At 66.0% G+C, this 13,091-nt stretch carries 18 protein-coding genes and 1 tRNA gene; 6 read left to right on the forward strand and 13 right to left on the reverse strand.

Going from position 1 to position 13,091, the window contains the following annotated elements:
• Positions 1-14: 14 nt before the first annotated feature.
• Positions 15-1,289, forward strand: a complete 1,275-nt coding sequence (gene eno, locus DC363_RS11995) for a phosphopyruvate hydratase (RefSeq protein WP_108641401.1) — start codon at positions 15-17, stop codon at positions 1,287-1,289.
• 77 nt (positions 1,290-1,366) lie between these two features.
• Here eno and DC363_RS12000 read toward each other — a convergent pair whose 3' ends face one another.
• Both DC363_RS12000 and DC363_RS12005 read right to left on the reverse strand, forming a co-directional pair.
• Entirely contained in the window at positions 1,367-1,606 is a 240-nt protein-coding gene (locus DC363_RS12000) for a hypothetical protein (protein ID WP_108641402.1), read from the reverse strand.
• Between the two features lie 31 nt (positions 1,607-1,637).
• Positions 1,638-2,696, reverse strand: coding sequence for an NAD(P)/FAD-dependent oxidoreductase (locus DC363_RS12005; RefSeq protein ID WP_108641403.1), 1,059 nt, complete (start codon positions 2,694-2,696; stop codon positions 1,638-1,640).
• A gap of 71 nt (positions 2,697-2,767) precedes the next feature.
• Here DC363_RS12005 and DC363_RS12010 point away from each other — a divergent pair, with 71 nt between their 5' ends.
• Both DC363_RS12010 and DC363_RS12015 read left to right on the forward strand, forming a co-directional pair.
• Entirely contained in the window at positions 2,768-3,184 is a 417-nt protein-coding gene (locus DC363_RS12010) for a cupin domain-containing protein (RefSeq protein WP_108641404.1), read from the forward strand.
• A gap of 84 nt (positions 3,185-3,268) precedes the next feature.
• On the forward strand, positions 3,269-4,174 hold the full coding sequence (locus tag DC363_RS12015) for a bestrophin family protein (protein ID WP_108641405.1): 906 nt from the start codon (positions 3,269-3,271) through the stop codon (positions 4,172-4,174).
• 22 nt (positions 4,175-4,196) lie between these two features.
• On the opposite strand, the gene ccoS is transcribed toward DC363_RS12015, so the two are convergent.
• The 10 genes from ccoS to ypfJ all read right to left on the reverse strand — a co-directional run bounded on the left by ccoS (position 4,197) and on the right by ypfJ (position 10,445).
• Positions 4,197-4,370, reverse strand: coding sequence for a cbb3-type cytochrome oxidase assembly protein CcoS (ccoS, locus tag DC363_RS12020; RefSeq protein WP_108641406.1), 174 nt, complete (start codon positions 4,368-4,370; stop codon positions 4,197-4,199).
• Positions 4,367-5,164, reverse strand: a complete 798-nt coding sequence (locus tag DC363_RS12025; protein WP_108641407.1) for a DUF2189 domain-containing protein — start codon at positions 5,162-5,164, stop codon at positions 4,367-4,369. Before DC363_RS12025 ends, ccoS begins: the two co-directional genes overlap by 4 nt.
• Before the next feature lie 11 nt (positions 5,165-5,175).
• On the reverse strand, positions 5,176-5,334 hold the full coding sequence (locus DC363_RS16860; protein ID WP_158270871.1) for a hypothetical protein: 159 nt from the start codon (positions 5,332-5,334) through the stop codon (positions 5,176-5,178).
• Complete coding sequence (gene ccoP, locus DC363_RS12030; protein WP_108641408.1) at positions 5,331-6,272, reverse strand: cytochrome-c oxidase, cbb3-type subunit III; 942 nt, start codon at positions 6,270-6,272, stop codon at positions 5,331-5,333. The genes DC363_RS16860 and ccoP overlap by 4 nt, the downstream gene beginning before the upstream one ends.
• Positions 6,262-6,435 (reverse strand): cbb3-type cytochrome oxidase subunit 3, encoded by a 174-nt coding sequence (locus DC363_RS12035; RefSeq protein ID WP_108641409.1) that lies wholly within the window; start codon positions 6,433-6,435, stop codon positions 6,262-6,264. Before DC363_RS12035 ends, ccoP begins: the two co-directional genes overlap by 11 nt.
• Positions 6,432-7,160 carry a cytochrome-c oxidase, cbb3-type subunit II gene (ccoO, locus tag DC363_RS12040; protein ID WP_108641410.1) on the reverse strand — a complete coding sequence of 243 codons (729 nt, stop codon included), beginning with the start codon at positions 7,158-7,160 and terminating at the stop codon, positions 6,432-6,434. The genes DC363_RS12035 and ccoO overlap by 4 nt, the downstream gene beginning before the upstream one ends.
• 3 nt (positions 7,161-7,163) lie before the next feature.
• A complete protein-coding gene (ccoN, locus tag DC363_RS12045; RefSeq protein ID WP_108641411.1) occupies positions 7,164-8,801 on the reverse strand; it encodes a cytochrome-c oxidase, cbb3-type subunit I in 1,638 nt (545 codons plus the stop codon).
• Complete coding sequence (locus DC363_RS12050; RefSeq protein ID WP_108641412.1) at positions 8,801-9,229, reverse strand: RrF2 family transcriptional regulator; 429 nt, start codon at positions 9,227-9,229, stop codon at positions 8,801-8,803. The genes ccoN and DC363_RS12050 overlap by 1 nt, the downstream gene beginning before the upstream one ends.
• 209 nt (positions 9,230-9,438) lie before the next feature.
• Positions 9,439-9,524 (reverse strand) — tRNA-Leu (locus tag DC363_RS12055).
• A 75-nt stretch (positions 9,525-9,599) separates the two neighbouring features.
• A complete protein-coding gene (gene ypfJ, locus DC363_RS12060) occupies positions 9,600-10,445 on the reverse strand; it encodes a KPN_02809 family neutral zinc metallopeptidase (RefSeq protein ID WP_108641413.1) in 846 nt (281 codons plus the stop codon).
• An 80-nt stretch (positions 10,446-10,525) separates the two neighbouring features.
• Between ypfJ and DC363_RS12065 the strand changes: the two genes are divergently transcribed.
• Entirely contained in the window at positions 10,526-11,104 is a 579-nt protein-coding gene (locus tag DC363_RS12065) for a YqaA family protein (RefSeq protein ID WP_108641414.1), read from the forward strand.
• Positions 11,101-11,547: a disulfide bond formation protein B gene (locus DC363_RS12070; RefSeq protein ID WP_108641415.1), complete on the forward strand. Its 447-nt coding sequence runs from the start codon at positions 11,101-11,103 to the stop codon at positions 11,545-11,547. Before DC363_RS12065 ends, DC363_RS12070 begins: the two co-directional genes overlap by 4 nt.
• Before the next feature lie 71 nt (positions 11,548-11,618).
• Here DC363_RS12070 and DC363_RS12075 read toward each other — a convergent pair whose 3' ends face one another.
• Positions 11,619-12,047, reverse strand: a complete 429-nt coding sequence (locus DC363_RS12075; protein ID WP_108641416.1) for an Lrp/AsnC family transcriptional regulator — start codon at positions 12,045-12,047, stop codon at positions 11,619-11,621.
• 106 nt (positions 12,048-12,153) lie between these two features.
• Between DC363_RS12075 and rocF the strand changes: the two genes are divergently transcribed.
• The gene (gene rocF / locus DC363_RS12080) at positions 12,154-13,077 is read left to right on the forward strand and encodes an arginase (RefSeq protein ID WP_108641417.1); all 924 of its coding nucleotides are present in this window, start codon (positions 12,154-12,156) and stop codon (positions 13,075-13,077) included.
• The last annotated feature ends 14 nt before the right edge of the window (positions 13,078-13,091 follow it).

A 13,091-nucleotide genomic window follows, 5' to 3' on the forward strand; every position in this document is an offset into this window, starting at 1 on the left:
TTTAGGAGACTGCCATGAGCACGATCATCGACATTCACGCCCGCGAAATCCTCGACAGTCGGGGCAATCCCACGGTCGAAGTCGATGTGACGCTGGAAGACGGCACCATGGGCCGCGCGGCGGTGCCCTCGGGCGCGTCCACCGGCGTGCATGAGGCGGTCGAGAAGCGCGACGGCGACAAGGGCCGCTACAAGGGCAAGGGCGTCTTGCAGGCGGTCGAGGCGGTGAACGGCGAGATTGCCGAGGCGATCCTTGGCTTCGACGCCACCGAACAGGTCGCCATCGACATGGCGATGATCGAGCTGGACGGCACCGACAACAAGGGGCGGTTGGGCGCAAACGCGATCCTTGGCGTCTCCATGGCCGTGGCGAAGGCGGCCGCCGACTACACCGGTCAGCCGCTGTTCCGCTACATTGGCGGGACCGCCGCGCGCACCCTGCCCGTGCCGATGATGAACATCATCAACGGGGGCGAGCATGCGGACAACCCCATCGACATTCAGGAATTCATGATCATGCCGGTGAGCGCGGACAACATCCGCGAGGCGGTGCGCATGGGCTCGGAAGTGTTCCACACGCTGAAGGGCGAACTCTCAGCTGCGGGCATGTCCACCGGTCTGGGCGATGAGGGCGGCTTTGCGCCCGAGCTGGGCGGCACCCGCGAGGCGCTGGATTTCATCCTCAACGCCATCAAGAAAGCGGGCTACACCCCCGGTGAGGACATCTACCTCGCCCTCGATTGTGCGGCGACGGAATACTACAAGAACGGCAAATACGAGATGACCGGTGAGGGCAAATCGCTGACCTCCGCCGAGAATGTCGACTACCTTGAGGCACTGGTGAACGACTATCCCATCATCTCGATCGAGGACGGCATGTCCGAAGATGACTGGGACGGCTGGAACGCGCTCACGGAACGGCTGGGCGACCGCATCCAGCTTGTGGGCGACGATCTGTTCGTGACCAACCCCAAACGGTTGCAGATGGGGATCGAGCAGAAATCCGCGAACTCCATGCTGGTCAAGGTCAACCAGATCGGCACGCTGACCGAAACGCTCACCGCCGTCGATATGGCCCATCGCGCGCGCTTCACCAACGTGATGAGCCACCGCTCGGGCGAGACCGAGGACGCGACGATTGCCGACCTCGCCGTGGGCACAAACTGCGGCCAGATCAAGACCGGATCGCTCGCGCGGTCCGACCGGTTGGCGAAGTATAACCAGTTGATCCGGATCGAGGAAATGCTGGAAGAAACCGCAATCTACGCGGGCCGCAGCATCCTGCGCTAAGCCGGTCTGCACCTGTATCTCATCATGGCCCCACGGCCCCCGAGCTTGGCTTCGGGGGTCGTTTTGTTTACCGCCGGTCAATCGTCCAGATCGTCGTCGGGCGGCGTCGTGTGAAGATAGGTGCGCCCGATCCATCGCACCGGCGGCATGCTGAACAGCGCGACGATAAACGCCGCCCCCAGAAGCCGGTTCAGCACGCCGACCGGCATCGGGTCCTGCTCGCCCGAATAGAGGTGAACGACGATGGTGATCACAACAAACCAGATGCCGACCCGTATGGCCCGGCCCCAGACGTAGCCCCGTGTTACCCCTGACATCCGATTGCCCCCGATCCCGTGCGGCCAGTCTTCACGGCTGAAAGCGCGCGGGACGATAGGGGGCCAGCAGGGCATCGTGCCCGCCCGCTCCCGTGACTTCGTCCGCCGTCACCTGTCCGGTGATCGCCGCCAAGGTCACGCCCGAATGCATGACCGCGATGTGCAGCCCCTGCGGCCCCGCGTGCCCGATCACCGGCAGGCCGTCTTCGGGGACCGGGCGGTGCGCCAGCGCAACCTGCGCCCATTGCAGGTCTGGCGCGCCCACCAGCGGCCGCAGCCAGTCCATGACGCGCGCGCCGATCTGCTCGGGCGTCTCCTCCACTTTCTCCGCATCGTCGCCCTGATGGTTCGCCACCGCCGAGGCGAGCAGCCGCCCGTCGGGCAGGTGCCGCAGCTCCCCATGGGGCGTCACGAGGATATGGTTCAACCGCGGCGCGTGCTGTTGCGTTGTCACCAGCACGCCCGGACGGGTCAGCATGGGCAGGCGCACCCCGACCGAGGCGAGGATCTCGGGCGCGCCGCATCCGGCGGCGATCACCACCCGATCGGCAGGCAAATCGCCGACCTGCGTGCGCACGCCGGTCACCGTCTCGCGCGCCGTGACGCCCGCGACCCGCAGCCCGCGCACCAACCGCGCGCCGGAAGCGGCCAGCAACCTTTGCGCCATCGCGGCGGGCTCTGCGGCCTGCTCCGCGTCGAACCGCAAGGCGGCTTGCGGCACCTGCGCCAAAGCGGGCTCCAGTTCCGCGATGCGAGCGGCGTCAAGGGTTTTGACCCCATAGGACAGCGCGGCGAGGTCGGCGGCGGTGCGCGCCATTGCGGCGCCCTGCTCTTCGAAACACAAGGCACCGGTGCGTCGGATGGGAAGGTCCGGCAAGGCGGTCTGCAGCGCCTCATGGGCCTGCATCCCCGCCACCCGCAGCCGGTGGTGCGCGGCGTCGGCATAGAAACTCGCGTTGATCCACCCGAACGAGGCCTCGCTGGCGGCGGGCAGCCCACCGTCGATCACGGTGACATCGCAGCCCCGCCGCGACAGCGCATAGGCCACCGAGGCCCCGATGATGCCTGCTCCGACCACGATCACCCGCATAAATGCCCCTTTTTTCCTGTTTCACAACGGCCCGTCTTGGCCCCCGTTGCAAACCACCCTAACCTGCGCCCATGACAGCACAAGAGATCATCGCAAGGCTCAACCTCGCCCCCCACCCCGAGGGCGGTTATTATCGCCAGACGTGGCAGGCCGACGACGGCCCGCGCCCCTCGGGGACCTGCATCTATTTCCTGCTTGAGCGCGACCGGCCAAGCCATTGGCACCGGGTCGATGCAGTGGAGATCTGGCACTATTACGCGGGCGCACCGCTGGTGCTGCGTCTGGCCGAGCACGATTCGGGCCCCAAGCGCGAGGTTCTGTTGGGCCCCGATCTGACCGGCGGGCAAGAGCCGCAAGCCATCGTGCCGAAAGACCACTGGCAGGCGGCGGCGACCACCGGCGACTGGACGCTGGTGGGCTGCACCGTCAGCCCCGGCTTCCGGTTCGAGGGGTTCGAACTGGCGCCTGAGGGCTTCGACATTCCATAGACGACCGCCGCCATTGCGCTGGATTTCCGCGCCGTCACCCCCGATAAGGGCCGACATCCGCCCCCAAGCCTTAAGGACCGGCCCATGATCGTGCGAGAGCACCCTTCCAACCTCAAGCTGTTTTTCGTTCTGCAAGGGTCGATCGTGCCGAAGATCATCGGGCGGATCGTGGGCGTGGCGCTGATCACCGCGATCGTGCTGCTGCTGGACCGCAAGGTCACGCCGCTGCCGCATATCTCGATCGGGGCGATGGGGGTTTTCGGCGTGGCGCTGTCGCTGTTTCTGGGCTTTCGCAACAACGCCGCTTACGACCGCTGGTGGGAGGCGCGCAAGCTTTGGGGGACGATGATCGCCGAGGTGCGCACTCTGGGGCGGCACGCGACGATCTTCGTGGACAGCCCCGAGGGGCGTGAGAGGATGCTGTCTTGCGCGGTGGTCTTTGCCCATGCGTTGCGCGGCAAGCTGCGCAGCGTCGATGTGCAGGCCGAGATGACGCCGTGGATGGACGCAGGCCGCGCCGCGCGGATCGCGGCGCATGGCAACCCCGCTGACGCTGCCTTGCGCGCGCTGGCGGACGAGGTCGCGACGCTGGGACGGGCCGGCGCGTTGGACGGGTTCGGGCAGATGACCATTGCCGGCTCGGTCTCGACACTGGCCGAGGCGCAGGCCGGGTGCGAGCGGATCCTGCTCACCCCGCTGCCCTTCGTCTATTCACTGCTGGTGCGGCGGACGACCTATCTTTATTGCGGGCTTCTGCCCTTCGCGTTGATCGAACCCTCGGGCGGTTTCGCCCCCGCCTTAGCGGCGGTGGTGGCCTATGTGTTTTTCGGGTTGCAGGCGGTGACCAACGAGCTTGAACTGCCCTTCCGCAACGTCGAGAACGGCCTGCCGCTGGACGCCATGTGCCGCACGATGGAGATTTCCGTGGCCGAAGCCTTGAGCCGCATCCCGCCCGCGCCGCTGGAGCCCGAAGGCCACGTTCTGACTTGAGGCGCGGGGCACCAAGGCGCGGTCAGTCGCGGCGGTCGCGCTCGGCCCTCGGGCGGGCCTCGGCCTCGGGCATCAGCACCCGTGCGGCATTGCCCTCGGGGTCGTCGAACTGGTCGTGCCGCAGCGCCCAAAGGAACGCGAGCAAGCCGATCAGCCCCATGCCGATGGACAACGGGATGAGCAACAGAAGGCTCATGCCTCGACCACCCGGATCGCGCGATAGGCATGCCACGTGCCGTGGCCAAGGATCGGGAAGACGATGGCAAGGCCCAGCAGACCGGTCAGAAAGCTCAGCAGGATGCCACCGGCGACGATGGCCCCCCAGGTCATGGTCGGGGCCAGATTCTGCGTCGTCATCACGAAGCTGGTGCCAAGCGCAGTGAGCGCGTCGCGCTTTTCCGCCACGATCATCGGGATCGAGAACAGGCTGAGCGCGAAGGCGAAGGCGGCAAAGAGCGCCCCCGTGGCGGTGCCCGTAAGGATCAGCATCCAGCCGCGCGGGGTGGTCAGGACGTTCACCAGCGCATCCTCGGCCCCCGGATAGGGCGTGAGCCCGAAGAACAGCGCGTAAAGCAGATCGGCGGTGCGGATCCACGACAGCACGAGCATCCCCAGCATCAGCCCCGCAAAGGCCAACTGCCCCAGCGGGCGGCCCCGCAGGACCAGCATCCTTCCAAGGCCGATCGGCTCGCCCGCTTCAAGCGCGCGGCTTTTTTCGTAAAGCCCCACGGCGAAGAACGGCCCGATGATCAGGAAGCCCGCGATCATCGGCAGCGCGAGGTAAAGCATCCCCGCCGCAGCCACCGCCCAGAGGATCAGATAGGACAGCGCCACGATCATCACCCCGTAGACCAGACTTTGCGCCAGCCCGTGGCGGAAATCCTGCCAGCCGTGTGACAGCCAATCAAAGGCGGTGCTGGCGGGCAAGCCGCGCGCGTGGCGGCGGGGCGGTTTGATAGGGGTGCGGAGTGTCGGAAGCGGTTCAAGCATGAAGAAACCTTTCAACAGGCCGGTTTGGCGGCAGCGACGGGGTCCGTCAGGGTGCAGGCGGGCTGCGACTGGAAGGCGACGAGGAACAGATGCGCATTGGCCGCGATGAACACCCCCGCCGCGAGCACCGCCGCGACAATGGCCAAACGGCGCTGGGTGACCGCGGTCATGGCTGCGCCCCTTCTTCGGCCTCACCCTCCTGCGCCAAGGTCGCCACGTAGAGCGCGAGCAGATTGATGTCGCCCTCGCTCAGCCGGTCGGACCATGCGGGCATCACGCCCTGTCGCCCGTAGCGCAGGGTTTCCAGCACGCTGTCGCGGTCCTGCCCGTAGATCACCGCGTCATCGGTGAGCGATGGCGCGCCGTTCTCATATCCGCCCGCGCCATCGTCCCCGTGGCAGGCGCTGCAATTGTCCAGAAACAGCACGCCGCCCTCGCTTTGCGGATCGGCGCTGCCGTCCTTCAGCGCCACGACGTAATCGGCCAGCGCGTGGCGTTCGCGGCGCTCAAGATAGTCGAACGCAGGCATCTGCGCGAAGCGGGTGTCGTCGCGGTCGGCGTTGATGCCCACGTGCAGGGTTTCGGCGATGATCCCGGGCGTGCCCCCCCAGAGCCAATGGGCATCGTTGAGCGCGGGATAGCCCGGCCCGCCGGCCCCGTCAGTGCCGTGACAGGCGGCGCAATTGTCCTGATAGAGCCGGTCGGCGGCCAGCATTGCGGGGCCCATGAGCATCGGGTCCGCCTGCGCGGCCTCGAAATCGCTCGCCTCGAAGGGCGCCATCCAAGTGGCACGGTCGGCGGCGATCCGGGCAAACCGCTCATCCGCCATGGTCTGTTGGTCCAGCCCCAGCACGCCGCGGGTGAAGCTTGACCCATAGGGCCAAGCGGGCAGCAGGATCCAGGCGACCACGGAATAGAGGAACGTCAGGATCATCGCCCAGAGCGCAATGCGCGAGAACGGGGTGTTCAACTCGCGGATGCCGTTCCAGTCATGGCCGGTGGTGTCATAGCCGGTGACGGGGTCAATCTCGCGGTGGCCGGTCTCTTCGTCGATCTGCTGCGCCGGATCGCGGGACGGATCGGGGTTGAGGCGTGGATCATCGCTCATGGCGGTCCTCCTCGGGCGTGTCGGTCAGGATCGAGCGCGCGATGCGGTCCTGTTCGGCCCGGCGTTTGGGGTTGTAGGCGCGGATCGCGACGATCAGGAAAAACCCCATCATCCAGATCGGCCCAAGGGTCTTGGCCAAATAAACAAGGGTGTCGTGGCTCATTGCGTCAACTCCACCGTGGTCGCGTAGGGAGCATTTGTCAGGGTGCCCAGAGCCTGCAGATAGGCCACGACCGCGTCCATCTCGGTCAGGCGCGAGGGGTCGCCGTCAAAGGCGCGCACGGGCACACCCTCACCGTAGCGTTCGCGCACCGCGTCGCCACCATCGGTGTCCGGCTGGCTTTGCCCCAGCGCGTCGGCCACGGCGGCCTCAATCATCTCGGGGCCATAGGGCACGCCGAGGGTCGCCAGCACCGCCAGTTGATCGCTCAGGATCTCGGTGTCGAGCGGCCGCATCAGCCACGGATAGGCGGGCATGATCGAGGCAGGCACCACGCTGCGCGGATCGATGAGGTGGGCGGTGTGCCAGTCGTCGGAGTATTTCTCACCCAGTCGGGCAAGGTCCGGTCCGGTGCGTTTGGACCCCCAAAGCATCGGGTGGTCATAGGCGCTTTCGGCGGCCAGCGAATAAGGCCCGTAGCGGTCCAGCTCATCGGCAAGGCTGCGCACCATCTGGCTGTGGCAGGCATAGCACCCTTCGCGGATGTAGATTTCCCGTCCGGCGAGTTCCAGCGGCGTGTGGGGGCGCATATCCTCGGGGATTTCGACCGTCTCGTCGATGGTGAACAGGGGCGCAATCTCGACGATGCCGCCGATCGAGGCGGCGACGATGATCGCCACCACAAGGCCCATCGAGACCTTCTCAAGGTTGTAATGAAGTCTGAGCATAGCTTACTCCGCCGGCGTGGGTCTAAGGGGCACATCGCGCGGCTCGGCCATAAGGGGCGCGCTGCGGAACGTGGCATAGCAGTTGGCCGCGCAGATGATCGCGCCGGTCAGGAACATGCCGCCACCGATGGTGCGGATCAGGTAATAGGGGGCCATGGCTTCGACCGATTGCACGAAGCTGTAGGACAGCGCGCCATTCTCGTCATAGGCACGCCACATCAGCCCCTGGATGATGCCCGCGTTCCACATGGAGACCACGTAAACAAGCGTGCCCCCCACGGCGAGCCAGAAGTGCCATTCGATGGCGCGGGGCCAGGCCATGGTTTCGCGGCCCGACAACTGTGGCACCATGGTGTAGAGCGCGCCGAAGATGATCATCGCGACCCAGCCCAGCGTGCCCGAATGCACGTGGCCCACGGTCCAGTCGGTGTAATGCGACAGCGAGTTCACGGGCCGGATGGCAAGGAAAGACCCCTCGAACGTGGAAAGCCCGTAGAACACCGCTGCGACGAACATGAAGCGCAGCGTCGCATCATCGCGCACCTTGTGCCAGGCGCCGTTCAGCGTGGCGATGGCGTTGCCCGCCGAGGCCCAGCTTGGCACCAGCAGCATCACCGAGAAGGTCATGCCGAGGGTCTGCACCCAATAGGGCAGCGCGGTGTAATGCAGGTGGTGCGAGCCGACCCAGACGTAGAAGAACACGATGCCCCAGAAGCTCAGGATTGACAGCCGGTAGGACCAGATCGGACGGCCCGAGCGCACCGGCAGGAAGTAATAGAGCATGCCCAGAAAGCCCGCCGTCAGGAAGAAGGCCACGGCGTTGTGCCCATACCACCACTGGATCATTGCGTCCTGCACCCCGGCCCAAATGGTGAAACTGTCCGCGCCGTTCCAGCGCACGGGGATGGCGAGGTTGTTGACGATATGCAGCATCGCCACGACCAGAATGAAGGCCAGATAATACCAGTTCGCCACGTAGATATGCGGCTCATGCCGGCGGGCCAACGTGCGCAGGTAAACGACGAAATAGACCACCCAGACGATCACCAGCAGGATGTCCGCATACCATTCGGCCTCGGCGTATTCCTTGGACTGGGTGCTCCCCATGAGGTAGCCGCTTACCGCCCAGAGACAGAACAGGTTGAAGCCGATCAGCACGAACCACGGGCTGACGGCATCGGCCAGCCGCGTGCGCGCGGTGCGCTGCAACACGTAGAACGAGGTGGCGATCAGCGCGTTGCCGCCAAAGCCGAAGATGATGCCCGTGGTGTGGACGGGGCGCAGGCGGCCGAAACTGGTCCATGGCACGGCGGGCGTGCCTTCGGGCCAATAGAGCAAAGCCGCGACCCAGACGCCGACGCCCATGGCGATGATCGCCCAGACCAGCGTCATCACCACGCCGAACCGCGTTGGCCCGTCGAAATACCGGTCGTGCCGGTCCGGCCCGGCGGCGGAGTCGTACAGCTGCCCGCCAATGCGGAAGATCAAGAACAGACCCGCCGCCAGCGCCATGGCGCCGTGAACGGCCATGACGCCCTTGGCCGCGAAGGCCGCCATCGCAAAGCCCAGAACGGCCAGAGCGATGGAGAGCCCGAAAGCAAATTGCCGCTCGTTGCGGCTTAGGGTTCCCGCAGGGGTCATCACGCGGCTCCTTCAATATCTGTGAGGGGGGAAAGGGCGATGTCGGCGAGCGTGGTGCGGTCAAGCTCCGCCAGAAAGGCCGCCTCGGCGGCGCGCAGGCGGGACTTCAGCTTGCAACGCCCGTCAAGGGTACACCCGCCGCCACCGGGGGCGAAACATTCTACAAGGGCCTGCCGGTCTTCCAGCACGCGCACCACCTGCCCCACGCTGACCGCCTCGGCCGGTTGCGCCAGCGTGGCCCCGCCCCCGGCGCCGCGCCGGGTGGCGACGATGCCATGGCTGGCCAGCTTCTGGATGATCTTCGCCAGATGATGGCGCGAGACGTCGAACTCGGTGGAAAACTCAGCGGTGGAAAAGCCGCGCCCGGGCGCGCTGGCCATGCGCATCAGCATGCGCAATCCGTAGTCGGTGAATGAGGTCAGTCGCATAAGCGCCCCGATTCTAATAGGTATCCCCTCCACCACTTACCATGGCAGAGGTCGCAGCAAAACCAAAGCCCCCCGGAACTGGGGTGGCAAACGCCCTCATACACCGGGGCGCGCCGGGTCTGAGCAGGACAGAAGGACGCAGGTCAAACAGCAAAGCCGCCGACCCGGGGGATCGACGGCTTTTATAATGCAAATCAAGGAATTGCGCGTGGTACCGGTGGCCGGACTCGAACCGGCACGATGTCACCATCGGGGGATTTTGAATCCCCTGCGTCTACCATTCCGCCACACCGGCACGCGAGGCTTGCAATAGCCGCCTGCCCGCGCCCCGTCAACGGCCCAAATGAAGCGCAAATGAAAAACCCGAACGCTAAAGACGGTCCGTCCCGAAGGTATCACAGGCCGCCAGATCGCCGGTTTCATAACCCGTGCGGAACCACCTTTGCCGCTGTTCCGACGTGCCGTGGGTAAAGGTGTGCGGCGTCACCGTGCGGCCCGCGTTGCGCTGCAAGGTGTCGTCGCCGATCTGCGCGGCAGCGTTCATCGCCTCGGCGATATCGCCCCGCTCGAGCGAGTCGAATTTCTCGTCGGCGCGCCGGGCCCAGATGCCGGAATAACAATCGGCCTGAAGTTCGATGCGCACGGAAATCTCGTTGCTCTCGCGCTCGCTCACCTGAGCGCGGATCTGGTTGGCCTGCCCCAGAATGCCCAGCTCGTTCTGGACGTGGTGGGCCACCTCATGGGCGACCACATAGGCGGCGGCGAAATCCCCGCCCGCGCCCAGCCGCTGCTCCAGCGTGGTGAAGAAATTGGTGTCGAGATAGGCGCGTTTGTCGCCGGGGCAGTAGAACGGCCCGCTTTGCGCGGTGGCGCCGCCGCAGTCCGATTGCACGGCGCCCTTGAACAGCACCAGCTCGGGCGCGTTATACGGCCCGTCCACTTGCTCGCGGAACACATCGGCCCAGACCTCTTCGGTGTCCGCCAGGGTAACCGAGACGAACTCGGCCGCGCGTTCATCCGCCGGCGTGACCTCGGCGCTTTGCTGGCTGCCGCCCCCGCCCAGATCGACAAAGCCCGAGGTATCAACCCCGAAATAAAGCCCCGCCAGAAGGATCAGCACCCCCGCGACGCCGCCAATGCCGCCCGCCGCACGGCCCCCGCTGACCCGTCTGCGATCCACGATGTTGCGGCTGCCCCGCCGACCTCTCCATTTCATGAGGTGCTCCTTTGGTCTGGTTCTGCTGCGGCAATGCCGCTAATAGAACCCCAACCAAAAACAGGACCGAGCAGTTCCCGATGATCCGCCGCCTTTACGACTGGACCCTGTCCCACGCCACGGCGCCCTATGCGCTCTGGGCGCTGGCCTTTGTCGCCTTCATCGAAAGCTCGGTGTTTCCGATCCCGCCGGATCTGTTGATGATCCCGATGATCATCGCCGCCCCGCGCCGCGCTTTCCTGATCGCGGGCGTGGCGACGCTGGCCTCGGTGCTGGGCGGGCTTTTGGGCTATGCCATCGGCATGTTCGCCTTCGACAGCATCGGCCAGCCGGTCCTGACCGCGCTGGGCAAGGGCGATGCGGTGGCGGCCTTCAACACGCGCTTCAACGATGTGGGCTTCTGGGCGGTGCTGGTAGCGGGTCTTACCCCGTTCCCTTACAAGGTCATCACCATCATGTCGGGCTGGACGGCGATGCCGCTGGGCACCTTCATGGTCACCTCGCTGATCGCGCGCGGGCTGCGGTTCTTCGTCATCGCCGCGTTGCTGTGGCGGTTCGGCACTCCGATCAAACAGTTCATCGAAAAGCGCCTTGGCCTTGTGTTCACCCTGTTTTGCGTGATCCTTGTGGGCGGCTTCTTTCTGGTGCGGTATCTATGAGCAAAGCGAACCTGATCCTTCTGGCCACCCTTGGCAGCGCGGCGCTGCTGGGCGGCGCATTCATCTTTCAGCTGCTGGGCTACCCGCCCTGCAAGATGTGCCTGTGGCAACGCTGGCCCCATGCGTTGGCCATCCTTGCCGGCGCGGTTGCCCTGGTGCGGCCCGCCTTGATGCGCCCGCTGGCCTGGATCGGCGGGCTGGCGGCACTGACCACCGCGGGGCTGGGCGCCTATCACACGGGGGTTGAGCGCGGCTGGTGGGAAGGTCCGTCAAGCTGCACCGGCGGCGGCGGCCTTGGCACCGACCTTCTGAGCACCGACATCGCCCCCATCGTCATGTGCGACGATGTGATCTGGAGCCTGCTGGGCTTGTCCATGGCGAGCTACAACGCGCTGTTCTCCGCGCTGCTTGCCGCGCTCTGGTTCACCGCCGCCCGCCGCTGACCCCCGCTTCTCTGGTTCTAAAATACCTCGGGGGACGCGCGCCAGCGCGGGGGGCAGCGCCCCCTCTTACCTCACCGTCCCGCCCGGCGGGTGCTGAGCAACAGGCTTGTCTCCGACCGGGTCACCCCGCCCATGCGGCGGATGCGGAACAGGGCCTCGTCCAGCGCGTCGAGTGTTTCAGTGCCGATCTCGACGATCAGATCCCAGGTGCCGTTGGTGGAATGCACCGCCTGAACCTCGACCATGTTCAGCAGCGCGCGCATCACCGTCTCGGTCCCGCGCCCTTCGATGCCCAGCATGATCAGGCCCCGCACGCCATGGGCGGCGACATCGGCGCGGGTCAGCACGGTGAAGCCTGCGATCTCGCCGCGCGCGCGCAGCCGGTCCAGCCGCGCCTTCACCGTGGCCCGCGTGACCCCGAGATCAAGGCTCAGCTCCGAGATCGTGGCCCGCCCGTCCCGCTGCAACGCCTTGATCAGCCGCGTATCCAGATCGTCCATACCAACTGCCCATTTTGCGCAATATCAACCCAGATTGCACAATCTGCCCTCTTCCGCGAGCGCGCAACCCGCGCAAAGCTCCGCAGCAACCAAGCAGGAGCCTCACATGACCCCACAGAACATCATCCTCGTCGGCGCGCCGGTGGACAGTGGCAAGGACCGCAAGGGCTGCATCATGGGCCCCGACGCCTTCCGCACCGCACGACTGGCCGAAACCCTGACCGAACTGGGCCACAGCGTCACCGACACCGGCAACCTGACACCGGAAGAGACAGACATCGCCGAGCATCCCCACCTCGTCGCCCTGCCCCAGACCGTGGGCTGGACGCGCCGCCTGAAGACCACCGCCAAAAAGGTCGCGGCCGAAGGTCTGCCGATCTTCCTTGGCGGCGACCATTCGCTGGCGCTGGGCACCGTGGCGGGGATCGCCGATCACGCTGCCGAACAGGGCCGACCGCTTTTCGTGCTCTGGCTGGACGCGCACAGCGACTTCCACACGCCGCAAAGCACCGACAGCGGCAACCTGCACGGCACGCCGGTGGGCTATTTCACCGGCCGCGCGGGCTTTGATGACTTCCCCGAGGTGGGCAATCCGGTCCCGGCCGAGAACGTCTGCATGATCGGGCTGCGCTCGGTCGATCCGGCGGAACACGAAGCGCTGGCGCAGACGAAGATGGCGCTGGCGGATATGCGCGCCATCGACGAAGGCGGCATCCGCGCGCCGCTGGCGGAGTTCCTCGACAAGGTTGCGGCGGCCGGTGGCCTGCTGCACGTCTCGCTCGATGTGGATTTCCTCGACCCCACCATCGCCCCGGCCGTGGGCACCACCGTGCCCGGCGGCGCGACCATGCGCGAAGGCCATCTGGTGATGGAGATGCTGCACGATTCCGGGCTGGTCACCTCGCTCGATCTGGTCGAGCTCAACCCCTTCATGGATGACCGTGGCAAGACGGCGCACCTGATGGTGGATCTGACCGCGTCACTCATGGGCCGCCGGGTGTTCGACCGCCCGACCCGGTCTTTTGCCTGATTTTTGAAAGGAGC

Origin of the sequence: Thalassorhabdomicrobium marinisediminis (assembly GCF_003072065.1) — a bacterium.
GTDB classification, from domain to species: Bacteria; Pseudomonadota; Alphaproteobacteria; order Rhodobacterales; family Rhodobacteraceae; genus Octadecabacter; species Octadecabacter marinisediminis.